The organism is Ruegeria sp. CJ6, assembly GCF_056536665.1.
Genome location: NZ_JBQFQB010000001.1, coordinates 192,341 through 216,135 on the forward strand (window position 1 = coordinate 192,341; position 23,795 = coordinate 216,135).

17 protein-coding genes are annotated in these 23,795 nt (G+C 56.4%); 6 read left to right on the forward strand and 11 right to left on the reverse strand.

Annotation, left to right across the window (positions count from 1 at the left end; all coding sequences use genetic code 11):
• On the reverse strand, window positions 1–1,965 hold the full coding sequence (gene acs, locus ACR0BT_RS01005; protein ID WP_170405196.1) for an acetate--CoA ligase: 1,965 nt from the start codon (window positions 1,963–1,965) through the stop codon (window positions 1–3).
• A gap of 408 nt (window positions 1,966–2,373) precedes the next feature.
• Here acs and ACR0BT_RS01010 point away from each other — a divergent pair, with 408 nt between their 5' ends.
• The 3 genes from ACR0BT_RS01010 to ACR0BT_RS01020 are packed head-to-tail and all read left to right on the forward strand — an operon-like array spanning window position 2,374 to window position 5,486.
• The gene (locus ACR0BT_RS01010) at window positions 2,374–3,390 is read left to right on the forward strand and encodes a C4-dicarboxylate TRAP transporter substrate-binding protein (protein ID WP_170393346.1); all 1,017 of its coding nucleotides are present in this window, start codon (window positions 2,374–2,376) and stop codon (window positions 3,388–3,390) included.
• A gap of 59 nt (window positions 3,391–3,449) precedes the next feature.
• Window positions 3,450–4,079, forward strand: a complete 630-nt coding sequence (locus tag ACR0BT_RS01015; protein WP_170393345.1) for a TRAP transporter small permease subunit — start codon at window positions 3,450–3,452, stop codon at window positions 4,077–4,079.
• A gap of 3 nt (window positions 4,080–4,082) precedes the next feature.
• The gene (locus tag ACR0BT_RS01020; RefSeq protein WP_170393344.1) at window positions 4,083–5,486 is read left to right on the forward strand and encodes a TRAP transporter large permease; all 1,404 of its coding nucleotides are present in this window, start codon (window positions 4,083–4,085) and stop codon (window positions 5,484–5,486) included.
• Between the two features lie 50 nt (window positions 5,487–5,536).
• On the opposite strand, the gene ACR0BT_RS01025 is transcribed toward ACR0BT_RS01020, so the two are convergent.
• Genes ACR0BT_RS01025 through rocF form a run of 3 tightly spaced genes read right to left on the reverse strand, consistent with a single transcriptional unit; the run spans window position 5,537 to window position 8,427 of the window.
• Window positions 5,537–6,580, reverse strand: a complete 1,044-nt coding sequence (locus ACR0BT_RS01025) for an ornithine cyclodeaminase (protein WP_304621968.1) — start codon at window positions 6,578–6,580, stop codon at window positions 5,537–5,539.
• A 6-nt stretch (window positions 6,581–6,586) separates the two neighbouring features.
• Window positions 6,587–7,507 (reverse strand): citrulline utilization hydrolase CtlX, encoded by a 921-nt coding sequence (ctlX, locus tag ACR0BT_RS01030; protein WP_480762349.1) that lies wholly within the window; start codon window positions 7,505–7,507, stop codon window positions 6,587–6,589.
• Window positions 7,507–8,427: an arginase gene (gene rocF, locus ACR0BT_RS01035; protein WP_170510828.1), complete on the reverse strand. Its 921-nt coding sequence runs from the start codon at window positions 8,425–8,427 to the stop codon at window positions 7,507–7,509. The genes ctlX and rocF overlap by 1 nt, the downstream gene beginning before the upstream one ends.
• A gap of 86 nt (window positions 8,428–8,513) precedes the next feature.
• On the opposite strand from rocF, the gene ACR0BT_RS01040 reads away from it, so the two are divergent.
• Window positions 8,514–8,942 (forward strand): Lrp/AsnC family transcriptional regulator, encoded by a 429-nt coding sequence (locus ACR0BT_RS01040; protein ID WP_170393340.1) that lies wholly within the window; start codon window positions 8,514–8,516, stop codon window positions 8,940–8,942.
• A 91-nt stretch (window positions 8,943–9,033) separates the two neighbouring features.
• Window positions 9,034–11,640: a bifunctional lysylphosphatidylglycerol flippase/synthetase MprF gene (gene mprF / locus ACR0BT_RS01045; RefSeq protein WP_480762350.1), complete on the forward strand. Its 2,607-nt coding sequence runs from the start codon at window positions 9,034–9,036 to the stop codon at window positions 11,638–11,640.
• Window positions 11,641–11,643: 3 nt separating this feature from the next.
• Here the strand turns inward: mprF and ACR0BT_RS01050 are convergent, their stop codons facing one another.
• The 4 genes from ACR0BT_RS01050 to ACR0BT_RS01065 all read right to left on the reverse strand — a co-directional run bounded on the left by ACR0BT_RS01050 (window position 11,644) and on the right by ACR0BT_RS01065 (window position 15,583).
• Window positions 11,644–13,206 carry an efflux transporter outer membrane subunit gene (locus tag ACR0BT_RS01050; protein WP_480762351.1) on the reverse strand — a complete coding sequence of 521 codons (1,563 nt, stop codon included), beginning with the start codon at window positions 13,204–13,206 and terminating at the stop codon, window positions 11,644–11,646.
• On the reverse strand, window positions 13,206–14,351 hold the full coding sequence (locus tag ACR0BT_RS01055; RefSeq protein ID WP_170393337.1) for an HlyD family secretion protein: 1,146 nt from the start codon (window positions 14,349–14,351) through the stop codon (window positions 13,206–13,208). The genes ACR0BT_RS01050 and ACR0BT_RS01055 overlap by 1 nt, the downstream gene beginning before the upstream one ends.
• A 21-nt stretch (window positions 14,352–14,372) precedes the next feature.
• Window positions 14,373–14,735, reverse strand: coding sequence for a DUF3302 domain-containing protein (locus ACR0BT_RS01060; RefSeq protein WP_170393336.1), 363 nt, complete (start codon window positions 14,733–14,735; stop codon window positions 14,373–14,375).
• Between the two features lie 89 nt (window positions 14,736–14,824).
• Window positions 14,825–15,583, reverse strand: a complete 759-nt coding sequence (locus ACR0BT_RS01065; RefSeq protein WP_170421208.1) for a DeoR/GlpR family DNA-binding transcription regulator — start codon at window positions 15,581–15,583, stop codon at window positions 14,825–14,827.
• A gap of 190 nt (window positions 15,584–15,773) precedes the next feature.
• Between ACR0BT_RS01065 and glpD the strand changes: the two genes are divergently transcribed.
• Entirely contained in the window at window positions 15,774–17,351 is a 1,578-nt protein-coding gene (gene glpD / locus ACR0BT_RS01070; RefSeq protein ID WP_480762352.1) for a glycerol-3-phosphate dehydrogenase, read from the forward strand.
• 79 nt (window positions 17,352–17,430) lie between these two features.
• On the opposite strand, the gene ACR0BT_RS01075 is transcribed toward glpD, so the two are convergent.
• The 3 genes from ACR0BT_RS01075 to metG form a co-directional block, all read right to left on the reverse strand.
• On the reverse strand, window positions 17,431–20,568 hold the full coding sequence (locus ACR0BT_RS01075; RefSeq protein ID WP_480762354.1) for an efflux RND transporter permease subunit: 3,138 nt from the start codon (window positions 20,566–20,568) through the stop codon (window positions 17,431–17,433).
• Window positions 20,568–21,749 carry an efflux RND transporter periplasmic adaptor subunit gene (locus tag ACR0BT_RS01080; RefSeq protein WP_170393332.1) on the reverse strand — a complete coding sequence of 394 codons (1,182 nt, stop codon included), beginning with the start codon at window positions 21,747–21,749 and terminating at the stop codon, window positions 20,568–20,570. Before ACR0BT_RS01080 ends, ACR0BT_RS01075 begins: the two co-directional genes overlap by 1 nt.
• Window positions 21,750–22,040: 291 nt before the next feature.
• The gene (gene metG, locus ACR0BT_RS01085; protein ID WP_480762355.1) at window positions 22,041–23,759 is read right to left on the reverse strand and encodes a methionine--tRNA ligase; all 1,719 of its coding nucleotides are present in this window, start codon (window positions 23,757–23,759) and stop codon (window positions 22,041–22,043) included.
• Window positions 23,760–23,795 lie beyond the last annotated feature (36 nt).

Genomic DNA, 23,795 nt, shown 5'->3' on the forward strand with positions numbered 1-23,795 from the left:
TCACTTGTTTGCCCGGTTTTCGATCAGGTCTTCGACCACTGACGGATCGGCCAGGGTCGACGTATCGCCAAGCGAACCAAAGTCGTTCTCGGCAATCTTGCGCAGAATTCGGCGCATGATCTTGCCCGAGCGAGTCTTGGGCAGGCCGGGGGCCCACTGGATCACATCAGGCGAGGCAATCGGGCCGATCTCGGTCCGGACCCAGGTGCGCAGCTCTTTCAGCAACTCATCCGACGGCTCGCGGTCATTCATCAAAGTGACATAGCAATAGATGCCTTGCCCTTTGATTTCATGGGGGTAACCAACCACAGCGGCCTCGGCGACGGCGGCATGGGCGACCAGCGCGCTTTCCACCTCGGCCGTGCCCATCCGGTGGCCGGAGACGTTGATTACATCATCGACGCGGCCAGTGATCCAGTAATCGCCATCCTCATCGCGACGGCAGCCATCGCCGGTGAAGTAGTAGCCTTTGTAGTCCGAGAAATAGGTCTTCTCGAACCGCTCATGATCGCCCCAGACGGTGCGCATCTGACCGGGCCAGCTGTCTTTGATGCACAGAACACCCTCAACGCCATTTCCCTCGATCTCAACACCGGATTGCGGGTCCAAAACCACCGGCTGGATGCCGAAGAACGGTTTCATCGCTGAGCCGGGCTTCATCGCATGCGCACCGGGCAGGGGGGTCATCAGGTGACCGCCGGTTTCGGTCTGCCACCAGGTGTCAACAATCGGGCATTTGCCTTTGCCAACAACTTCATTGTACCAGTTCCAGGCTTCCGGGTTGATCGGCTCGCCGACTGTGCCCAGCGTCCGGAGATCGCTCAGGTCGCATTTCTCGACGAACTCGGTACCCTGACCCATCAGAGCGCGAATTGCCGTCGGAGCGGTGTAGAACTGGTTCACCTTGTGCTTTTCGCACACCTGCCAGAAGCGTGATGCATCCGGATAGGTCGGCACGCCTTCGAACATCAGTGTGGTCGCTCCGTTGGCCAGCGGGCCATAGACGATATAGCTGTGGCCGGTGACCCAGCCGACATCGGCGGTGCACCAGTAAACGTCGCCTTCATGGTAGTCGAATGTGATCTCATGCGTCATCGCGGCATAGACCAGATAACCGCCGGTCGTATGGACGACACCTTTGGGCTGACCGGTCGAACCGGAAGTATAGAGAATGAAAAGCGGATCTTCGGCATTCATCTCGGCGGGTGCGCAATAGTCATCCGCTTCAAGCGCCATTTCGTTGTAATCATAGTCGCGGCCATCAATCCAAGTGGTCTGCCCACCGGTGCGTTTGACCACCAGACATTTCACGCTGTCTTTGCAGTGCAGCAGGGCCGCGTCTGCGTTGGACTTCAGCGGAGTCTTTCGGCCACCACGTGGTGCCTCATCGGCAGTGATGACGACCTTGGCATCACAACCGTTGACTCGGGCTGCCAACGCATCGGGTGAAAACCCAGCAAATACAATCGAATGGATTGCTCCGATCCGTGCACAAGCCAGCATCGCATAGGCTGCTTCAGGGATCATCGGCAGGTAGATCACAACGCGGTCACCTTTGCGCACGCCCATCGACTCGAGAATATTGGCCATGCGACAGGTGCGACGGTGCAATTCGGCGTAGGTAATGTGCTGAGCTTCGTCGTTTGGATCATCTGGTTCCCAGATGATCGCTGTCTGATCGCCGCGCGTATTCAAATGACGGTCAAGGCAGTTGGCCGAGACGTTTAGCGTGCCGTCCGCATACCAGTTGATACCAACCGAACCAAAATCATAGCTGACGTCTTTGACCTGAGTATAAGGCTTGATCCAGTCAACGCGCTTGCCTTGCTCATCCCAGAATGCTTCGGGGTTGTTGATCGACGCAGCGTACATATCTGCGTATTTGTCGGCGTCGACATGCGCACGGGCGACAGTTTCTGCGGATGGCGGATATGTCTTGGCATCTGCCTGGGCAGCGGTAGTCATCTTTGAGGCTCCTCCCTCTGGACTGGATTACATGGGATCGATTTTGCCAGCCGATCAGGCAATGTCGATCCGGTTCCTCCCCAAGTTGAATAATACGGGGATCAGAAAAGAAATAAATAAATTGCCATAATCCTTGGATTTCTTTGTAAAGAAATTTCATTTTCGGCACTAACATTGTAAATAATTCTGAAATTGTGCGTAATATATACCTTAAATCAGCAAGATAGCTGTAATGACATAAGTGCTCATTGGCATGTGTCTGGGGCTTTGGCCGATAGCTTCACTTTGATCTCGAAGTCTGGTGGCGATAACACCACTTCTCCTCGCAGGGGTTGGCAGCTTCTAGACTTGGCGCTAGCTTCACAATCAAGCATCCCGACAGGGGGCGCAACTAAGGGAGATACCACTATGAAAAAGATGTTGAGCGGTGCGGCTTTTGCCGCCCTGAGTGTGGCGTTTGTCACTGAAGCAGCCGCGACCGAATGGAATGCCTCGGTCTGGGGTAAGCGCCGCGCATTTACCGAGCATGTTGAGAAACTGGCTGAACTGGTGAACGAAAAAACCGGCGGCGATTTCACCATCAATGTTAGCTATGGCGGATTGTCGAAGCCCAAGGAAAACCTGGATGGTATCGAGATTGGCGCGTTCGAGATGGCGCAGTTCTGTGCGGGCTATCACCGTGATAAGAACCGCGCGATCACCGTTTTGGAACTGCCCTTCCTTGGCGTAAACACATTGGATGAAGAGGTGGCCGTCAGCCACGCAGTCTATGATCATCCAGCAGTCAAGGACGAGATGGCGCAGTGGAACGCGCGCATCATCATGACTTCACCGATGCCTCAATATAACCTTGTCGGTACCGGTGACCCTCGTGATGAGCTTGCCGAGTTCGACGGTATGCGCGTACGCGCCACTGGCGGTTTGGGGCAAGCATTTGAAGCGGTTGGTGGCGTACCTACGTCCGTGCCCGCGACCGAAGCCTATAATGCGATGGAATCTGGCGTGGTCGATACCGTGGCCTTCGCTCAGCATGCGCATTTGTCATTCGGGACGATCAACGAAGCTGACTGGTGGACGGCCAATCTGAATCCTGGAACGGTAAACTGTCCGGTGGTGGTGAATATCGACGCTTATGAAGCGCTGCCTGCCGAACATCGCGAAGCGCTGGACAGCTCGATTAATGAGGCTATCGATCACTATCTGGCCAACTACGGTGGACTGCTTGAAAAGTGGGATGGCGTGCTGGCAGAGAAAGGCGTTGAAAAGGTCGAGATTGACGATGCCGTGCTTGAGGAGTTTCGCGCCAAAGCCGCTGATCCTATTCGCGCGAAGTGGATCGAAGACATGACCGCCCAGGGTCTGCCTGCGCAGGATCTTTATGATCTTGTGCAATCGACACTGCAACAGCAGCGCGGCGGTAACTGATCGCCACAGCCGGGTGTCATTAGGCACCCGGCATCTCCTTCAATCAAAGGAATGCTGAGATGGCAGGACATGCCACGGTGCTTGAGGATGGCAGTCTTCTAAGCCGGTTGGATCACCGTTTGTTACGTCTAGAGCGTTTTATGGCGCTGATCAGCGGTTTCGCGGTTTTCGGGCTCATGGTGCTAGCTGTTGTGTCAGTCAGCGGCCGAAACGCCTTAAACGCGCCTTTGCCCGGATATGTTGACTGGATTGAACAGGCGATGCCCCTGATCGCGTTTCTGGGTATCTCGTTTGTGCAACGTGATGGCGGGCATATCCGAATGGATATCGTTATCTCGCGTCTGAAAGGGCGGGCGCTGTGGTTGTTCGAGCTGATCTCGGTTCTGTTGATACTGCTGCTGATGCTGGCGCTTGTTTGGGGTAGTTGGTCCCACTTTGACCGGTCCTTTGACTTCGGCGCTCCGATGTGGAGTCGCGACAGCTCAATTGATATCGGGATTCCTATTTGGCCAGCCAAGCTGCTGGCACCCGTTGCTTTTTCGGTGCTGTGCGCCCGGCTAATCTTGCAGGTCTGGGGCTATGGACGCGCCTTCATGCTGGGGCTCGAGGCACCGGTGGCCGTACCGCTGATACAGGATGCCGCCGCACAGGCTGCAGCCGAGGCCGAACAATTCGAAGGACGTAACTGACCCATGGACACGATTGATATCGGCCTTTGGGTCACTGCCGGACTGTTGGTTCTTGTCGTCACTGGCATGCGGGTGGCATTTGCTGCAGGTCTGGCAGGGTTGGTTGGCCTTGTTTGGATATTCTGGGCAAAGTTTGGGTATGATCCCGAGCGGTTTGGTAAGGCACTGACGGTGGCCGTCAAAACGGCTGGCCAGGTGCCACATTCCAAGGTGGCGTCTCATACGCTGAGCCTGATCCCAACATTCATCCTGATCGGCTATCTAGCCTACTACGCTGGCCTGACCCGCGCCTTGTTTGAGGCGGCAAAACGCTGGGTGGCATGGGTGCCTGGCGGGTTGGCCGTTTCAACGATTTTTGCGACCGCCGGTTTCGCCGCCGTATCAGGTGCATCGGTCGCCACATCAGCCGTCTTTGCGCGCATCGCCATCCCTGAAATGCTGGCCGTCGGGTATAACAAACGTTTCGCCGCCGGTGTGGTTGCCGCTGGCGGAACCTTGGCCTCGCTAATCCCCCCATCCGCGATCCTTGTGATTTACGCCATCATTGTCGAGCAGGATGTGGGAAAACTGCTGCTCGCAGGCTTCATCCCTGGCGCGTTTTCGGCGGTGATCTATGGCTTGCTGATCGTCGGTATCGCCGTGATCTTCAAGTCCGTCGGACCGCCGGTCACCGGGTTTACCTGGAAACAACGATTTGCTGCTCTTCCGGGCGCACTGCCCATTGTGGCGGTGATCCTCATCATTATCTGCTTTGTTTACAACCCTTTCGGCGACAAGGCCTGGGGCACCCCGACCGAGGGCGGGGCCATCGGGGCCTTCATCGTGTTCTGCTTTGCCCTGATCCACGGCATGCGCTGGCCTGAATTCAAATCGGCCTTGCTTGAAACCGCCAAACTGACCGCCATGATTTTCGCGATTATTTGGGGTGTTTTGATCTACGTGCGCTTTCTTGGTTTCGCAGATCTGCCGGGGGCGTTTTCCGACTGGATCACTTCGCTCGAAATGTCGCCTATGTTGATCCTCATTTGCATCCTGCTGGCCTATGCCGTGCTGGGCATGTTCATGGATGCGATCGGTATGCTGCTCTTGACACTTCCGGTTGTGTATCCCGCCGTTATGGCCCTGAACGGAGGCGAGGCTGTCAGCGCAGCAGACAGCGCCTTTGGTATGTCCGGGCCGATGTGTGCGATCTGGTTTGGTATCTTGGTGGTCAAAATGGCCGAGTTCTGCCTGATCACACCTCCTATTGGTCTAAACTGTTTTGTTGTCGCAGGCGTGAGGCCCGATCTTAGTGTTCAGGATGTCTTCAAAGGTGTAACGCCGTTCTTCATTGCCGATGCTCTGACCATCGCACTGCTGGTGGCCTTTCCAGGGATTGTTCTCTACCTGCCATCGCTTGCGGGATAAGAAAAAGCCCCGGCCAAAGGCCGGGGCACAGTTTTAGAAGTGCGGGTTCTTTATCCTGCCCGCATCAACATCCCAAACAGATCCCGCGGGTCGTCAGGGTCTGCCAGCATATCCAATGCCTCATAGAAATCAGTGCCTTCAATCGCGCTTTTGATGTAACGTAGTGCCGAGAAGTCCTCGATCGCGAAGCCGACACTGTCGAACAACGTGATCTGTCGATCATCGGTGCGCCCTGTGGCTTGTCCGGTCATAACTTCCCACATCTCGGTGACAGGGTGATCATTCTCCAGAGCTTGAATTTCACCTTCGATCCGCGTTTGCTCGGGGTATTCTACAAAGATATTCGAGCGCAGAAGGATATCGCGGTGCAGTTCGGTTTTGCCGGGGCAATCACCGCCAATCGCGTTGATGTGCACACCGGGGCCGACCATGTTGTCGGTCAGGATGGTGGCGTATTTCTTGTCAGCGGTGCAGGTCGTTATGATCTGAGCGCCTTCGATTGCGTCCTCCGGCGTTTTGCAGGGCACGACCGTCAGCCCTTTGCCCTGCAGATTGGCTGCACATTTCGCCGTCGCGTTCGGGTCTGTGTCGTAGAGCCGGACCGTATCGATGCCGCACATGGCTTTGAAGGCGAGGCACTGGAACTCGGATTGCGCGCCGTTTCCAATCATCGCCATCGTCGTCGCGGATTTGGGCGCGAGATATTTGCCGACCAGCGCAGAGGTTGCCGCTGTCCGCAAAGCAGTCAACATCGTCATTTCGGTCAACAATGTCGGGTAACCGGTATAGACATCAGCCAGCAGGCCAAACGCGGTCACGGTCTGCAGGCCCTCAGACGTGTTCTTGGGATGCCCATTGACGTATTTGAACCCGTATGCCTCACCATCCGAGGTTGGCATCAGTTCGATCACCCCATGTGGTGAGTGGGCCGGGATGCGGGGCGTTTTGTCAAAGCTCTCCCAGCGTTTAAAATCGGATTCGATCTGCGCGGCAATCTGCGTGATCATCTGTTCGACCCCGATGTGGTGGACCAGACGCATCATGTTGTCGACGGATACAAACGGCACGAGGGCCTTATCAGAAGGTTGCATCAAAGACTCCTATCGGCGGGAAAGATGGATACCAGCGATCATACAACGTACGGATCCACCGGCTGTTTCAATTGTGGGAATCGAGAGCGGCAGCGGAGTTGCACTGGCTTCGATGATCGCGACTTGAGCAGGTGTAAGAGCCTGTAGCGCTCGGCTGGACAACGCCAGGACAAGACCATCATTGCCACTAAGCTCAATCGCGTTTCCTGCAAAATCTGCAATCTGCTCATGGGACAGATCGATGACAGTACGGCCAGATTCCTCAAGCCGTGCCCGAACTGTTGCCCGACGTTCTGGGTTGGAAATCATGTCCAAACAGATAAGGGCGTAGTGCGTGCCGATCCCCATCAGGACATTGGTGTGATAGACATCACGGCCTTCAGCGTCCTTTGCATCAAAGGCAATCGGCTCATAGTTGAAATGCGTACAGAAACGCTCCAACAACACCGGATCGGCGCGGTTGGATCGAACAGTGTAGGCAATACGGCCCACGTGATCCAGAACCATTGCGCCCGTGCCCTCAAGCGCGAGGTCGTCCTGTTCGAGGCCGGAATAGTCGATGACGTCTTGCACTCGATATTCCCGCTTCAGTAACTCAATTACATCTGAGCGTCTTTCGCGTCTGCGCGATGGAACGAACATCGGATAAACAGCGACATGACCGCCTGGATGGGTCGAAAACCAGTTGTTTGGGAACACGCTGTCGGGTGTGTCACGTTCGCCTTCGTCGTCAAACACATGAACGGTCACACCAGCAGCGCGAAGCTGTTCTACTGCTTTGTCATGCTCATCCCGCGCGGCAGCAGACGTCGCTGCAGCAGATCGATTTGCCAATGTTTGAAACGCATTGTCGTCGCGGGTCTCTGGATTTGACGCAAATGCATGGGGGCGCACCATCACGACAGCTGAAGGAGATTGAAGAGAAATCATCAGAAGCTCCGGGTTGGGCGATCGAAGATGCGACGACCCATAAGCGAGGCTGCAAGATCGACCATCAGTTTTGCGGTTCGGCCGCGCTCATCCAGGAACGGGTTCAGCTCGACGAGGTCCAGCGAACAAACGAGACCGCTTTCATGCAACAATTCCATGACCAGATGCGCCTCGCGCTCGGTTGCGCCACCTGGGACAGTGGTTCCAACCGCAGGCGCAATCGAGGGATCAAGGAAGTCCACATCCAGCGAGACATGCAGGATGCCGTTTGCTGCGCGTACTTTGTCAAGGAAGGCCAGTAGGGGTGTCTTGATCCCGTGCTCGTCGATGCTGCGCATATCGGCGAGCATCGCGTGATCTTTTTCCAATGCCGCACGTTCGGCGGGATCGACCGAGCGCAGACCGATCATACCGACGCGATCCGTTGGGATCGGCGATATCAGCGGTGGAAAGGCGTCAAAGCCTGACTGGCCAGTGAAATAAGCGACCGGCGTTCCATGCAAATTACCGCTGGCCGTACTGCTGGGCGTATGGAAATCACTATGTGCATCTAACCAGAGCACGAACAGAGGGCGCCCGATACGGTCCGCATGTGCCGCCATTCCTGCCACTGTGCCCATCGACAGGGCGTGATCACCGCCCATGAAAATGGGAAGGCCTTCAAGCGCGGCTTCCTGAGCCGTGCGGCTTAGCGCCTGTGTCCAGCCCACGCATTCCGGTAAAGAGAACAGATGGGTGTCTTCCGAAATGTCGACGGCATCTGGTCGCGTGTCACCGATGTCCGACACAGAATGCCCGAGATCTGACAGCGCTTGGGCGAGACCCGCGACCCGATAGGCATCTGGACCCATCCGACAGCCTTGGCGGTGTTTGCCGGCATCCATCGGCGCTCCGGCGAGAATGATGTTCATTTTGCTCATAAGTCTATCTATCGATACGATATGAGTTGAGAAAAGAGATCAAATTGGTCAAAGTGAATTGGCTAAATCCGATTTGGTAATCACGCATGGACGAACTGGACAATCGCTTATTGAACGCACTGCACAGAGATGCTCGGGCATCGTTGTCGGAACTGGCTGAACTGCTTGGGGTGACCCGAACAACCGTGCGCAGCCGACTAAAGCGGCTTCAGCAGTCTGGCGAAATCGTCGGCTTTACCGTTGTGACACGGCAGGGCGTGTCGGAAAGCCCTGTTCGTGGATTGATGATGCTTGAGATCGCAGGCCGCGGGACCGAGCGGATCAGATCGCGGATCGCTGCGATGCGTCAGGTTCGGGCGGTGCACTCAACCAATGGAAGTTGGGATCTGATCGCAGAGATCGGAACCGATACACTGGATGAGCTTGATGAAGTCCTGTTCCAGATCCGTCGGATGGAGGGCGTCACACGATCTGAGACCAATCTGTTGCTCTCGACACGCAAGGGCCGTTCGTGACGCGTTGCCCAAGGCCCTTTGCCGGATGGGAAAATCGTGCAAAGCTTTGAATTGACACTGATCTGAGGATCGCGGGGCAGGGGCGAACGGAATGACGACACAGCCGACAACGGAAGAGACACGCGCCGTACGTCTGGCCGAATATGTGACAGGGCTGTTGGAAAAGCCGCTGGTCAAGATTGCGGTTCCGTTGCTGATTACAGGAATCGCGCTTGCGGTTCTGCATGACCTCTCTGCGCATGTGAAATGGTCAGATATCCAAAGCGATATCGCAGCGAAACCATGGAAATTCATGTTTTTTGCGATGTGCTGGACGGCTTTCAGTTTTCTGTCGCTTTCGTTCTACGATGTGCTTGCCGTGCAGAGCGTCGCCGATGGAAAAGTGCCTCTGCCCGTTGCGGGGATGGCCGGTGCAAGCGGCTATGCGGTATCGAACTGCCTGGGATTCTCCTATATCACCGGCACCGCGATCCGATACCGTATCTATGCGTCGCTGGGGCTTGATCTTGGCCGCGTGGCCGGGGTGATCGCGACCTCTTGGGTGGCGTTCTGGATGGGACTGATCCTGCTTTTGGGCCTGTTGCTTACAATACACCCGGATGGCATTTCCAAGGTCCTGCCGATCAGTGAAACGACGGAAACTGTGATCGGTCTGAGCATGTTGGCGGGGCTTGCGGTCTTGTTTGTCTGGCTTTCAAGCGGAGGGCGGCGATTGGCCTATGGTGGGTTTGGGTTCAACCTGCCGGGCGGCAAGCTGGCGAGTCTGCTGACAATCGCGGCGGTAGGCGATCTGTTCGGCGCTTCAATGGCGCTGTATGTGCTCATGCCGGACGATCTGGGGGTTGGCTACCCGTATTTCTTCGCGGTCTATATAGGCGCAATAGCGGTGGGTATCCTTAGCCATGCACCGGGTGGAATCGGTGTGTTCGAGGCCACTCTGATCGGTGGTCTAGGGGCGTCGGGCCGGTCTGATGTGATCGCTGCGCTTCTGCTCTACCGACTGGTCTATACCTTCCTTCCGTTTGCCATCGCCAGCCTGTCGATCGCGGTCGCGTCGGTGCTGACACAGCGCCATCGCATCGGGGGCGCGGTCACTTGGGTCTATCGCGCAATTCGCCCCATTGTCCCGATGGTGGCTGCCGGCGTCGCGGCTGTGGCAGGAGTTATCCTGTTGGTTTCAGGGGCTTTGCCTTCCAGTACGCAGAACCTTGGCGTACTGCGAGAGGTTTTGCCTTTGTCATTTGTCGAGGCATCTCATCTTGCAGGCAGCGCCGTGGGTGTACTTCTGCTGCTTGTCTCACGCGGCCTATTCCGCAAGCTCTATCGGGCATGGGTTGTTGCCATGCTTTTGATGGTGGCGGGTTTCTTCGCCTCGCTCGCCAAAGGGCTTGATACGCATGAAGCCCTTTCATTGCTGTTCACGATTGGCCTTTTGGCGATGTTTCGGGGTGCGTTTTACCGGGTAAGCGGTGCATCTATCTTTCGGCTAAATATCCCCTGGCTGGTCAGCGTCGTCGCGTTGCTGGCGGTGATTTTCTGGATTGGATTGTTCGCTTATTCCCATGTCGAATATCAAAACGCGCTGTGGTGGGACTTTGCCTGGAGTGGAGATGCCTCGCGATTCCTGCGGTCCAGCCTCGTGGTGGCCGTGATCGTTGGCATCGTGGCGGTGAACTCGCTGTTCGGCCGTGAAATCCCCGCGCCGGTTAGGACTGAAATCCCCGAAGTTGTCGAACGTCTCGTGATGGAGAGCGAAGACACCGAATCTCAGATTTCACTGACGGGTGATAAGCAATTCCTGATCTCGCCTGACGAAACCGCATTCCTTGCCTATGCCGATACTGGCAATGCGCTGATCACCAAAGGAGAGCCTGTGGGTGATGAGCAAGCGGGACAGCAACTGATCTGGCAATTGCGAGAAATGGCCGATCGCGAAGGCAAGCTTTGTGCGTTTTACAGTGTATCGACCAAATATCTGCCGACATTCCTGGACCTCGGCCTATCGATCCTGAAGATCGGAGAAGTGGCCCGCGTACCGCTGCAGAATTTCTCGCTGGACGGAAAATCGCGCAAACGGTTCCGGCAGGCGAAGAACAGGGCTGAGCGTGAAGGGTACAAGTTCGAAATTATCCCCAAAGAACAGCTTGCACCGGTGTTGCCCGAACTTCGTCAGATCTCGGACGATTGGTTGGCGCAAAAGGCAGGTGAGGAAAAGGGTTTTGCCTTGGGCGGCTTTGATGATGCCTACCTTTCTTATTTCGACCATGCGGTTCTGCGGGATGAGACGGGCAAGATCATGGCCTTTGCGAACCTGTTTCAAGGCGGAAACAAATCCGAACTGTCTCTGGATTTGATGCGTTATGAACCGGACAGCCCCAGCTTTGTCATGGATGCGCTGTTTGCTGAGATGATGGTCTGGGGGTCCGAGCAGGGATTCCACTGGTTCTCACTGGGTGCTGCGCCATTTTCAGGGATCGAAAACCGGCAGTTGGCCTCGCTTTGGAATCGGATCGGTGGGTTCGTTTATGAACATGGCGAACAATTCTACCACTTCGAAGGCTTGCGCGCCTTCAAGCAGAAATTCGATCCGGAATGGAGCCCCAACTATCTAGCCAGCCCCGGCGGGTTGGCCGCGCCACGTATCCTCTACGAAGTTAACATCCTGATCTCGGGTGGCCTGCGCGGGTTGACGAAATAGGCCTTAGTTCAAGCTGGCGCGTGTTGGCGTTTTCTCCAACAGATCACCCCAATCGGTGCGATAGGCCATCTCGGCCAGCACCGTCTCGGGTAGGAATTCCTGATTCTGCCGAATCTGCCAACCACCACCCAGACCTTTGTAGATCGCGACCAGATTCGAAGAGACCTCCTGCCGGGCCTCGATCAGGTTCGCCTGCGATCGTAATAGCGCGGTCTGCGTGTTCAGGATACGCGAATAGCTGGCGATGCCGTCTCGGTACTGATCGACCGCGATTTCAGCCGCCTTGCGCGAAGCTTCGACGCTGCGCTGATAAAAGGTGACCTGTTTGCGCGCCTGTGCGTAAGCAACCATCGCGCTTTCGACCTCGGAATAGGCGGTCAGCACAGTGTTCTGATAATTGGCGATCAACGCTTGATAGGCGGCATCCTGCGCGCGGACATTGTTCTTAATGCGGCCATAATTCAGGACATTCCAGACAACGCCTGCGCTAGCCAATCCTGTGGCGCTGTTGGTGCTGAACAGATCGCGCCCACCCGAGGCCTGCAAACCGATCGCGCCCGACAGAATGAACTGCGGATAGAGATCAGCTAACGCGATCCCGACCTGCGCCGATTGGGTGGCTGCCGCCAACTCGGCGGCGCGGACGTCGGGCCGCCGCCGCAGCAATTCGGCAGGCACACCCACGGCCACGTTGCTGCGCCCAGTGGGAATACGCCCTGAATTTCCAATCAAGCCCGCCATCTGGGAAGGGGTTTTGCCCAATAGAACGGCCAGCGCGTTCTTGGCCTGTTGAATATCGCTTTCCAATTCGGGCACGAGTGCCTTGGTGTTGTTAAGCAGAGCAGTTGATTCCTGAACATCTAACTCGGTTGTAACGCCGTTGTTGAAGCGCAGCTGAGTGAGGTCTGCCGATGCCTGCTGAATCGTGATGTTTTCCCGCGCGATGCGCAGAGCCTCTTGCAACGAACGGATGTTGATATAAAGCGCCGCTACGTCCCCGGTCAGCGTGACCAGTGCGTCGTCATAATTAGCAACCTGCAGTGCCAGGTTCGATCGCGCGGCCTGTACGCCGCGACGTTGCTGGCCCCATACGTCCAGTTCCCATTGCGCATCAAACCCAACTTGCGAAGTCGAGAATTCGGTGTCCAAGGGAATGATTCGCCGGATGTCCGAAATCGGCCCAAGATTGTCGCTGATCTGTCGGCGTTGGAGCGAACCGCCCACGGCCTGCGATTGCGGGTAGAGCTCTCCGAATGCGATCCCAAGCTGCGCGCGGGCCTGAAGTACGCGGGCACCTGCGACCTGTAAGGTCAGGTTCTGCGCATAGGCTTCGGCGATCAGTTTGTTCAGCGTCGGATCATTGAACGTTTCCCACCAGCGCACTACCGGGGCGCTGCGCGAGGTCAGGCCGCTCTGGCCCGCGCTGGGGTTGTTGACCTCCATCCATTGCTTCACGACTGGAGAGTTGGGGCGCACAAAATCAGGCCCCACTGGCGTACAGGCGGTGAGGGTAGCGGCGCAAAGGGCAGTGCCTAACAACCGGCGGAGTGTCATCGTACGCATCATCAGATATCCAGTGGCCGGATGAAGTTGGCGAAGGAATAGAGGCGAATATTGATGCGCCTCAGAAATTCAAAGCTTTTTCCCATGCCGGTGTAAATCGCCACCGCAGCGTGGCCACCTGCAGGAAAAGTATGCCCCTCAGGCACATCGACCGAGATCTGAACAGCGATCCGACCGGGCAGTTTTGGCAATTCAAAGCCGGGCAGGCGGCCTGAGGGCAAGTATTGGCCCTGACGTGTGGCCCACCAGACCGCCTCAACCTTGCCGGTCAGAATTTCCCCGGGATAGAGGTCCAGAGCAACTTCGACTGGTTGGCCGACCTCGACAAATTTCAGGTTCTGCTGGCGGAAGGTGGCTAGAATATAGGGGTCTTCTTCGGTGACAAAGCTGGCAATGGCACCCAGACGAATTTCCCCCACAACCATCCCCGGGCGGGCCTGTTGCGAAACGATCATGCCATTTTCGGGGGCATAGATCGTTGTGTTGTCGAGAAAATACTCGGCCTCGGCCAGCTGCGCCTCAGCCTCAATAATGCCCGTATTCACGCCGTCGATCTGCGAATCCAGCGCAAGGTTGGCCTTTTCCAAATTGGCCTGAGCTTCCTTAATCTTCGCCTGATCTTCCGCGACCTGTTCGTTCCAGCGGTCTAGTTCATCCTGACGGGCACCTCCGGCGGGAACGAGATTCTCGTATCGCGCTTGCTCGGTCAGCGCATAGGCCAACTGCGCGTTTGCGCGTTCGACCGCTTCACCAGCGGCGATGACATCCTGTTCAAGGATCTTCGCGTTTTGCTGCGCCGCCACCAGCTGTGCATTCGCCTTGTCCACGGCCAGCGAAAACACCGTGTCGTCGAACTTATACAGCGGATCGCCCTTAGTGACCCAGGTGTTGGGCTCGACCAAAACCTCGGACAGGATTGTGGGCTGAGTCAGACGCGGGACGATCTGGATGGTGGAGCGCACGACGTGGCTGTCGACGGAAAAGGGTTGAAAGAAGCGCAGCGCGACCAAAAAGATCAGCAGCAGATGAGCGCCGACCCAGAATGAGACGATCCCCCACATGATGTTGAATTTCAGCCATTGCACCTTGAAGAAGATGAACCAGACAAAAATAATGTAGAAAAGCGTGATGCCTAGGGCGACGAACATGAGTGCTGAATTCCTTTGGCCTTAGGCTTGCTTTGTTTCGTCGGTATCAAGTGGGTCCTGGTATTCCGGTTTGACGGTGCCTCCCAGACGCTTGATTTCATCCCTTATGGCCTTGCGTTCTTCATCAGGGCCGCGGCGCATGTCGACGGTGACGCCGTCGTGAAACGCCCAGATAAAGGCATGCACCCAAGGGACAATCGCCAAAAATCCCATCCATCCCATGATCTTGACCGCTTCGGCATGGGGGTGATTGCGTTTGATCGCGATACGTCCGGGCAGACCCATTATGAATAGAAACAACGCCATCACCGCTGCCAGCAGCAAGATAAGTGCAACAAATGTCAGATAGTCATAGTAGCCCAGCGGCTGCCCCAAAAGTCCCATGCTCGCGCCTCCTGTTGTTGGAAACTGTTCCATCCTCGGGCGCTGTTGTCCAGCTAATCAATCACTTTCTGGCTGATCGGAAGGATGCATCAGCATTCAATAATTTTGGTGTTCCAGTCTATGCACTTCTGATGGAGGTCGCCGGGCAGCGGTAGATCAGTATAAACCATATCAACATCGGATAATGAGGCGATGCGTGCGGGCGCGGTGCGCTGAAACTTTGAAGCATCCGCAACTAGGCTGATCTGCCGGGCTTGTTCAATGATAGTTTGACTGACCAGTACTTCTTGGAGATCGAAATCCATTAGATCCCCATCCGCATCCAATGCGGAACAGCCGATAATCGCGTGATCGAATTTGAACTGGCGGATGGTCGAGACCGCAAGATTCCCGACCAACCCACTATCTGATCTGCGCAGCACACCGCCTGCAACGACGATCTGGCAATCGGGGTTATCGGCCAGTATATTGGCAACGTTCATATTGTTGGTCACGACCATTAGGTTTTTGTGTTTCAGCAATTGGCGGGCAACGGCCTCGGTCGAGGTGCCTATGTTCATAAAGATCGAGCTGCCCTCGGGGATGTCGGCCGCGCAGCGTTCAGCGATGCGTGTCTTGGCTTCATGGTTCAGGGCGCGCCGGTCTTCGTATCCAATATTAGACACGCCAGAACGCAGAACGGCACCCCCGTGAACCCGATCCAACTTACCAGCTTCTGACAGTTCAGTCAGGTCACGGCGAATGGTTTGAACCGTCACCTGAAAGCGCTCGGCCAGTCCTTCGACAGTAACGCGGCCCTCTTGCTCGGCGACTAAAAGAATGTCCGATTGGCGAAATGATAGTGACATGGGCGGTCCTGAGTTCCGGAGTTTTCGTTTTTGTTCTAATTTTGCGGTTAAGCAAGGGAATTCGTTAGTTGCACTTATTAATATTCGTTGTTTCAGCTAAAAACGAACAATATCGAAAAATAAAGTTGACGATACGAACCATCATACTGCTAATGCGCTTGAAACTGCCACGTTGGGGAATCAATTGGATATGTCATCGGACAGCAGCCAAGTTACCGATCTTTTTGTGATCGGCGGGGGTATAAATGGGTGCGGTATCGCACGTGATGCGGCAGGTCGGGGCCTATCGGTCACCTTGGCTGAAATGAACGATCTGGCCTCGGCGACGTCGTCAGCCTCGACCAAACTGTTTCATGGCGGGCTACGGTACCTGGAATTTTTTGAATTTCGTTTGGTGCGTGAAGCGCTGGTCGAACGCGAGACCTTACTGCGCGCTATGCCCCATATCAGTTGGCCCATGCGTTTCGTGCTGCCCTATCACGCCGATATGCGTTTTGACTCTGAAACGCCGACCTCACGGTTGCTAAGTACGGTGATGCCATGGATGCGCGGGCGTCGTCCTGCCTGGCTAATACGGCTTGGCCTGTTTTTGTATGACAATCTGGGCGGTCGCAAAATCCTGCCGGGTACACGTTCGCTGAACCTGCGCGCGACACCCGAGGGGGCTCCGCTGCAAGACAAATTTGAAACCGCCTATGAATACTCGGACTGCTGGGTCGAGGATTCGCGGCTGGTGGTTTTGAACGCCCGCGATGCCGAGGCACGCGGGGCCAAGATCATGGTCAGGACCGAGGTTCTTTCGGCTGAGCGGATCGATGAACTGTGGCAGGTTACGATCCGGGATCGGGATAGCGGCAAGACCGAAACCGTCCTTGCGAAGATGTTGATCAATGCGGGCGGACCTTGGGTAGGTGACATCATCCAGACCAAGATCCGGGTCAATTCCCGAGAAGGCGTCCGTCTGGTGCGTGGCAGCCATATCGTGACACCCAAGCTGTTTGACCATGACAAGTGCTATTTCTTTCAGGGCGAAGACGGGCGCATCATCTTTGCGATCCCGTACGAGCAGGATTTTACCTTGATCGGAACCACGGATCAGGATCATTCTGACCCCTCCGAGCCTCCGGTTTGTACCGAGGCCGAGCAGGAGTATCTGTGCGCTTTCGCATCGAATTACTTCGCGAAGCCCGTTACCCGTGAAGATATTGTCTGGACCTATTCAGGCGTCCGACCGCTATATGATGACGGCGCAAGCAGTGCCACGGCGGCTACCCGCGATTACACGCTGAAAGTTGATGCCGAGAGCGGGGCTCCGGTGTTGAATGTCTTTGGTGGTAAAATCACAACCTACAGACGCCTCGCGGAAAGCGCGCTGGAGAAGATTGGAGAGCATTTCCCGGATCTTGGCGGACCATGGACCGCAGGCGTCCCATTGCCCGGCGGGGATTTTCCGGTCGACGGCGTGCAGGATTTGATCGGGAAACTGATGGCGGAGTACCCGTTCCTGACCGATTTTTGGGCCCGTCGATTGATCCGGGCCTATGGCACCGAGACCTGGGACCTTCTGGGTCCGGCAAAAGATCAGAGCGATCTGGGTGACGATTTCGGCGCGACGTTGACCGAGGCCGAACTGGTTTGGCTGATGGACAAGGAATACGCGCGCACCGCTCAGGATGTCGTGTGGCGGCGCAATAAGCTGGGTCTAAGGCTCAGCCTCGAGCAGATCGGCCGGATAGACGACTGGATGGCCAAACGGTTAACTGACTAGCGCGCGGATCGGTTGATCCGTGCAAAAAAAAGAAACGCCCCGCAGATGTGCGGGGCGTATTTCGATTTCAATGCGGGTCTTACGCGGCTTCTTCTGACGGTTCCGGGTGTTTCTTGCTGCCTTTGACCCACTCGCGCAGGCTCTGCATCACAGCGTACAGGACGGGAACCAGAATGACCCCGAACAGAGTGGCTGCCAGCATACCGCCGAACACGGCAACGCCGATGGCCTTCTGGCTGGCAGCTCCGGCCCCGTTCGCGGCCAGCAGGGGAACCACGCCCAAAAGGAAGGACAGGGCGGTCATCATCACAGCGCGGAAACGCTGATATGCGGCTTCGGCCGCGGCCTCCTTGATTGACAGCCCCTTGGCCCTTTGCTCCATCGCGAATTCGACGATCAGAATCCCGTTCTTTGACGCAAGCCCGACAAGCATGATCATCCCGATCTGCGTGTAGAGGTTGATGTCGCTGCCAACGATCGCCACCGCTGCGACGGCACCGAACAAGGCCACGGTCACCGACATTAGGATCGAAACGGGCATCGTCCAACTTTCATATTGGCCGACAAGGAACAGGTACCCAAACAGGATCGCCAACCCAAGGATCACCACGACCAGACCGCCCGAGGCCAGCTGCTGCTGCGCCGTTCCGGTCCATTCATAGGCATAGCCGGGGGGCAGGGCAGTCGCCGATTCCTCGGTCATGACATTGATGGCGTCCCCGGTGGAGAGCCCCGGTGCCGGAACCGCTGTCACGGTGGCCGAGCGGAACAGGTTATGCCGCTTTAGCAGGACCGGACCCAGCACGTTCTCGATATCGATCAGCGTGCCAAGCGGTACCATCTCACCTTTGGTGGAACGTACATAAAGCTCTGAGATATCATCGACCTTATTCCGATACGAGCCTTCGGCCTGGATCATCACGCGGTAGACACGACCAAACAGGTTGAAATCATTTACGTAATACGAGCCAAGCTGCGCTTGCATGGTCTGGAAAATCTCGGCCACCGAGACTTGCAGAGTTTTGGCCTTTTCCCGATCCAGATCGACAAACAATTGCGGCACGTTCGCGCGGAAAGTGGTGTAGGCCTGCGCGATCTCAGGACGCTGGTTTGCGGCATAGACATACGACCCAACGGCCGAGGCCAGATCCTGCGGCGAGCCGCCACCGGTCTGCTGCACTTCCATTTCAACCCCTGCAGACATACCAAGGCCCTGAATGGGTGGCGGGTTGAACGCAACAATCGATGCGGCAGACTCACCATATGCAATCGCCAGAACCTGGTTCAGGATCGCATCCGCACTGAGCTCGGGTTCCTGCCGCTCTTCCCAGTTGGTCAGGTTGACAAAGATGGCTGCGCCATTGGTAGTGGTCCCGTTCAACAGCGAGAACCCATTGACCAGAACGGTACTGGCCACACCCGGGATCTGCTGAATCTGTTCATCGATCCGGGCGGAAACCGCTTCGGTCCGCTCAAGAGTCGCTGCGTCGGGAAGCTGGATATCAACGAACAGATATCCATTGTCTTCCAGCGGAATAAACCCTTTGGACGTGTTGCCCATAATGGTCCCGGTGCCCGCCGCGAAGGCCGCAATGATCCCAAGCGAAATGACTGGCAGGATCAGTAGCTTCCGCACAATGGCGACATAGCCGCTGCGCATGCCGCCGATAAATCCCTCGAACACGGCCAGCAGCCCCTTGGGCGGTCCTGAACGCGCCCGCAGCACCAGCCCGCAAAGGGCCGGTGAAAGCGTCAGAGCGTTGATCGACGAGATCACAACAGCGGTCGAGATCGTGACGGCAAACTGCGAATACAATCGCCCGGATATGCCGGGCATGAACGTCACCGGCACGAACACGGCCAGCAGTACCAACGTGGTTGCGATCACGGGGCCGGTGATCTGACCCATGGCTTTGCGGGTCGCTTCGGCAGGGGATAGGCCTTCGTCGGCGATGATACGCTCGACGTTTTCCACCACAACGATGGCGTCATCCACAACGATCCCGATGGCCAGCACGAGCGCGAACAGAGAGATCGTGTTCAGCGACATGCCAAAAGCCAGCAGGAAGGCAAATGTCCCGATCAATGAGACCGGAATTGCCACCGCCGGAATGATCGTCGCCCGCCAACTGCCAAGGAAGATGAACACAACTGTGATCACCAATATGAATGTCAGGATGAGGGTCGAGACCACGTCATTGAGCGACTGTTCCACGAAATCAGTCGTATTGAATGGAACATCGTATTCGACATCGGTGGGAAAGGACCGTGACAGGCGCTCAAGTTCGGCCTCAACACGTTCGGACACCGCAAGGGCGTTTGCGCCGGGGGCCTGATAGATGCCGATAACGGTCGCAGGAACGCTTTCGAAATAGCCCGAGGCGGAATAGAACTGCGCCCCTAGCTCGACGCGCGCAATGTCTTTGACGCGCACAATCGCACCGGCTTCGCCTGTACGGATTACAATATCTCCGAATTCATCGGCCGAGGTCAGGCGGCCTTTGGTCTTGATCGTATACTGAAAGGTTTGTCCTTCAGGCACAGGAGGCGACCCGATTGAGCCCGCAGAGACTTCGATATTCTGTTCGCGGATGGCATTGATCACATCACCCGGAGTGATTGACAGCGCGGCCATCTTGTCCGGATCCATCCAGATCCGCATGGCGTATTCCAGATTGGTCAAAACATCCGCTTTACCCACGCCCTGAACCCGCGCCAGAGCGTCTTTCAAGTTGATTGAGGCATAGTTCGACAGGAACACACTGTCATATGTGCCATTGGGCGAGGTCAGCGTGACCAGCAACAACATGTTGGTTGACGCTTTTTGCGTGACAACACCGGATGAAGTCACTTCGGACGGCAGCGATGCCATCGCCTGTGCCACACGGTTCTGCACGTTGACCGAGGCGATATCGGGGTCGGTGCCCACCTCGAACGTAACGTTCAACGAATACGAGCCGTTATCCGATGAGGTCGACGTCATGTAGATCATGTCGTCCACACCGTTGACCTGCGCCTCGATCGGGGCGGCCACGGTGTTTTCCACGGTTTCGGCATTTGCACCTGTATAGGTGGCCGTTACGCTGACCACCGGCGGCGTGATATCGGGAAACTGCGCAACCGGCAGAACCAGATAACCGATCCCGCCCAAAATGGTCAGGACCAGCGAAATGACAAGCGCCAGCTTGGGCCGGCTGATAAACAGGGCTGAGAACATCAGTTATTCTCCGGCTGCTCGGACGCAACGACTGCATCAACGGCGACGCCGGGGCGCACGCGTTGCAGGCCTTCGACGATGACGCTTTCGCCTTCGCGCAGGCCATCTGTGACGATAATCGCCGAATCCACGGTATCTCCGGTTGTGATGTAGCGTTGTTCAACCATCTGCTTGTCATTGACGACCAGAACGAATTCGCCGCGCTGATCACGCTGCAGCGCTGCTTGAGGGATCAATACCTGCAGCGTCGGCTCAAGCGCTTCGATCTGAACGTTCACGAAGGCACCATCTACGAGCAGACGCTTGGCATTGTCGAATTGAGCCGTGATCGTAATGGCGCCGGTCAGCGGGTCAATGCGGTTGTCGACAAAAATGATTTCGCCGGTTTCATCCAGCTCAGTACCGTTCGGCAGAGTCACATGAACATTCGGGCTTTGGCTGCTTTCAGCTAGCGTGGCCGGGTCTTCGCCAAATTGTTCAAGAACCGACGTGAACTGCTTCTCATTCAACGAAAAATTCACATAGATGGGGGCTTCGCTGACCAGGGTGACAAGCGGCGGATTGTTGGGGCCCACAACATCACCGACACTGGTTTCCACGCGGCCGATGCGGCCCGAAAACGGGGCGTGGATCTGTGTGTAGCTGAGATCAAGCTCGGCCTGTTGGATCGCTGCATTGGCGGCTTTGACCTCGGCCTCGGCGACCAGTTCATTGGCTCGGGCAATGTCACGTTCTGATTCCGGTGTAGCGTCGCGCTTGTACAGCTCTTCCTTGCGGGCGAGATCGACTTTGGCCAGTTCAAGGTTTGCCTGCGCCCGGTCCAGATCGGCTTTACGCGCCTCAAGCGTGGCTTCGTAAAGATCCGGTTCGATCGTGAACAGCAGGTCATCCTCATTCACCGGAGAGCCATCGTCGACGTTCTGGCTGTCCAGGAAACCACTGACGCGCGCGATAATATCGACCTTGTCGATTGCCTCGGCCCGTCCAATGAAGGTGGCCTGATCGGTGATCTCTTCGGTATAAGCTGCGGCGATCGACACCTTGGGCGCAGGGGCATCGCCCTGATCCTGCGCGACCGCTATCTGAGGCAGGCTGGAACATGCAAACAAAGCGGCAGAAACGCCTAGTGCCCTGAAATAGCCGCGTGGGCGGAGTGCTGGCTTCTTAAATGCAAGGGACATGTTGATGCCTCGTTCAAAGTAAAGATTGCACAACCGGGCAACAGAAACCCCCGGATGAGTCGATTGATTTTATAGGCAGGATGGCGGGTTTGACGCAGTTTCTCAAGCGTGTTGAGGTAATGCGTTGGCAAGAATCGACCCGAAATTTCTTTCCAATCTGCAGACTTAGCCTGCATCCGCAGGCGTTTATCTGCCCGATGTCAATTGGGGCGGGCGAATTTTCTCTGCCAAAAACCAGCAGCGGAGACGTTTCAGGGCTCCGCTGCGGCATTCATAAATCGAATTTTGTTGTTATTCACGCGTTCCCGCAAACCGATTCTGCCAGTCTTCGCGCTGTTCGTCCGTGATTTTGGCAAACAGCACGTCGGGAACCGAAAATTCATGGCCAGCGGGCAGGGCGCGCAGCGCGGCATCGATATCTTCGGGCCAGCTGGTATCGAGTGTGTTCATCGCGCTAAGCATTTTTGCAGACGCATCGGGAATGAACGGCGCGCTCAGAACTGCATAGAGGCGGATCAGGTTCAGCCCCAGCCGCACCTGCGCCGCAGCCTGCGCAGGATCTTCCTTAAAGGTAGACCATGGTGCGGCAGCCTGCAGATACTCGTTGCCCGCGACCCAGATCGCTCGCAGCTCTTGCGCGGATTTGCGCACTTCCATCGCTTCCATGTGGCCTTCGTAGGCACGTACTCGTCTAGTAAGCTCAGCAATCAGGGTCTGTTCACGTTCGCCATACGCACCACCTTCGGGCACTGCTTCACCGAATTTCGAGCGGCAGAACTTAGTGATCCGGCTGACAAAGTTACCCAGAACATCCGCAAGATCTTTGTTCACCGACTGCTGGAAGTTCTCCCATGTGAACTCGCTGTCGCTGCTTTCTGGCGCATGGCTCAACAGCCACCAGCGCCAGTAGTCGGCGGGCAGAATGTCCAGCGCCTGATCCATGAACACGCCACGGCCCTGTGAGGTCGAGAATTGGCCACCGTCATAGTTCAGGTAGTTGAATGATTTCAGGTGGTCGACCATCTTCCAGGGCTCGCCCGATCCCAGAATGGTGGCCGGGAAAGACAGGGTGTGGAAGGGCACATTGTCCTTGCCCATGAACTGAACGTAACGCACATCTTCTGCGCCTTTGTCGGTGCGCCACCAACGTTCCCAATCGGCATCAGACTTACCATTGGCGTCGGCCCATTCCTTGGCGCAGGCGATGTATTCAATGGGGGCATCGAACCAGACATAGAAGACTTTGCCTTCCATGCCGGGCCAATCTTGATCACCTTTCTTGACTGGTACACCCCAATCCAGATCGCGGGTAATGCCGCGATCCTGCAGGCCGTCGCCATCATGTAACCATTTCTTGGCGATCGAGGTTGTCAGGATCGGCCAGTCTGTCTTGCTGTCGATCCACGCGTCCAACTGATCTTTCATTGCGGATTGACGCAAATACAGATGCTTGGTCTCACGCACCTCAAGATCGGTCGAGCCGCTGATCGCGCTGCGGGGCTCGATCAGGTCGGTCGGGTCTAGCTGCTTGGTACAATTTTCGCACTGATCACCGCGCGCGCGCTCATAACCGCAATTGGGGCAAGTGCCTTCGATATAGCGGTCGGGCAGAAAACGGCCATCGGCGTTGGAATAAACCTGCTTTTCGCTGACTTCCCGGATCAGCCCGGCCTCATCCAGTTTGCCAGCGAAATGCTGGGTCAGTTTACGGTTCTGATCGCTGGACGAGCGGCCAAAGTGATCAAAGCTCAGGCCAAAGCGCTTGGCAATATCGGCCTGTACTGCGTACATGTCAGCGCAATATTCAGCCACCGGTTTGCCCGCTTTGGCGGCGGCCAGCTCGGCCGGGGTGCCGTGCTCGTCGGTTGCACACAGGAACATGACCTCATTGCCCCGGCCGCGCTGATAGCGAGCGTACAGATCGGCAGGCAATTGCGAGCCGATCAGGTTGCCGAGATGTTTGATCCCGTTGATGTAAGGGATCGCCGAGGTGATGAGAATTCGGGCCATAATGCGCTTCCACGTATCTGTCTGCGCGCTCGTCTA

Excerpts from the sequence above, each read along its gene's own strand:
- rocF (WP_170510828.1), bottom strand. The coding sequence starts at position 8,427 with ATGAGCAAAATGAACATCATTCTCGCCGGAGCGCCGATGGATGCCGGC.
- ACR0BT_RS01060 (WP_170393336.1), bottom strand. The coding sequence starts at position 14,735 with ATGGGACTTTTGGGGCAGCCGCTGGGCTACTATGACTATCTGACATTT.
- ACR0BT_RS01015 (WP_170393345.1), top strand. The coding sequence starts at position 3,450 with ATGGCAGGACATGCCACGGTGCTTGAGGATGGCAGTCTTCTAAGCCGG.
- glpD (WP_480762352.1), top strand. The coding sequence starts at position 15,774 with ATGTCATCGGACAGCAGCCAAGTTACCGATCTTTTTGTGATCGGCGGG.
- ACR0BT_RS01080 (WP_170393332.1), bottom strand. The coding sequence starts at position 21,749 with ATGTCCCTTGCATTTAAGAAGCCAGCACTCCGCCCACGCGGCTATTTC.
- ACR0BT_RS01010 (WP_170393346.1), top strand. The coding sequence starts at position 2,374 with ATGAAAAAGATGTTGAGCGGTGCGGCTTTTGCCGCCCTGAGTGTGGCG.
- metG (WP_480762355.1), bottom strand. The coding sequence starts at position 23,759 with ATGGCCCGAATTCTCATCACCTCGGCGATCCCTTACATCAACGGGATC.
- ACR0BT_RS01020 (WP_170393344.1), top strand. The coding sequence starts at position 4,083 with ATGGACACGATTGATATCGGCCTTTGGGTCACTGCCGGACTGTTGGTT.
- ACR0BT_RS01050 (WP_480762351.1), bottom strand. The coding sequence starts at position 13,206 with ATGATGCGTACGATGACACTCCGCCGGTTGTTAGGCACTGCCCTTTGC.
- mprF (WP_480762350.1), top strand. The coding sequence starts at position 9,034 with ATGACGACACAGCCGACAACGGAAGAGACACGCGCCGTACGTCTGGCC.
- acs (WP_170405196.1), bottom strand. The coding sequence starts at position 1,965 with ATGACTACCGCTGCCCAGGCAGATGCCAAGACATATCCGCCATCCGCA.
- ACR0BT_RS01040 (WP_170393340.1), top strand. The coding sequence starts at position 8,514 with ATGGACGAACTGGACAATCGCTTATTGAACGCACTGCACAGAGATGCT.
- ACR0BT_RS01065 (WP_170421208.1), bottom strand. The coding sequence starts at position 15,583 with ATGTCACTATCATTTCGCCAATCGGACATTCTTTTAGTCGCCGAGCAA.
- ACR0BT_RS01055 (WP_170393337.1), bottom strand. The coding sequence starts at position 14,351 with ATGTTCGTCGCCCTAGGCATCACGCTTTTCTACATTATTTTTGTCTGG.
- ctlX (WP_480762349.1), bottom strand. The coding sequence starts at position 7,507 with ATGATTTCTCTTCAATCTCCTTCAGCTGTCGTGATGGTGCGCCCCCAT.
- ACR0BT_RS01075 (WP_480762354.1), bottom strand. The coding sequence starts at position 20,568 with ATGTTCTCAGCCCTGTTTATCAGCCGGCCCAAGCTGGCGCTTGTCATT.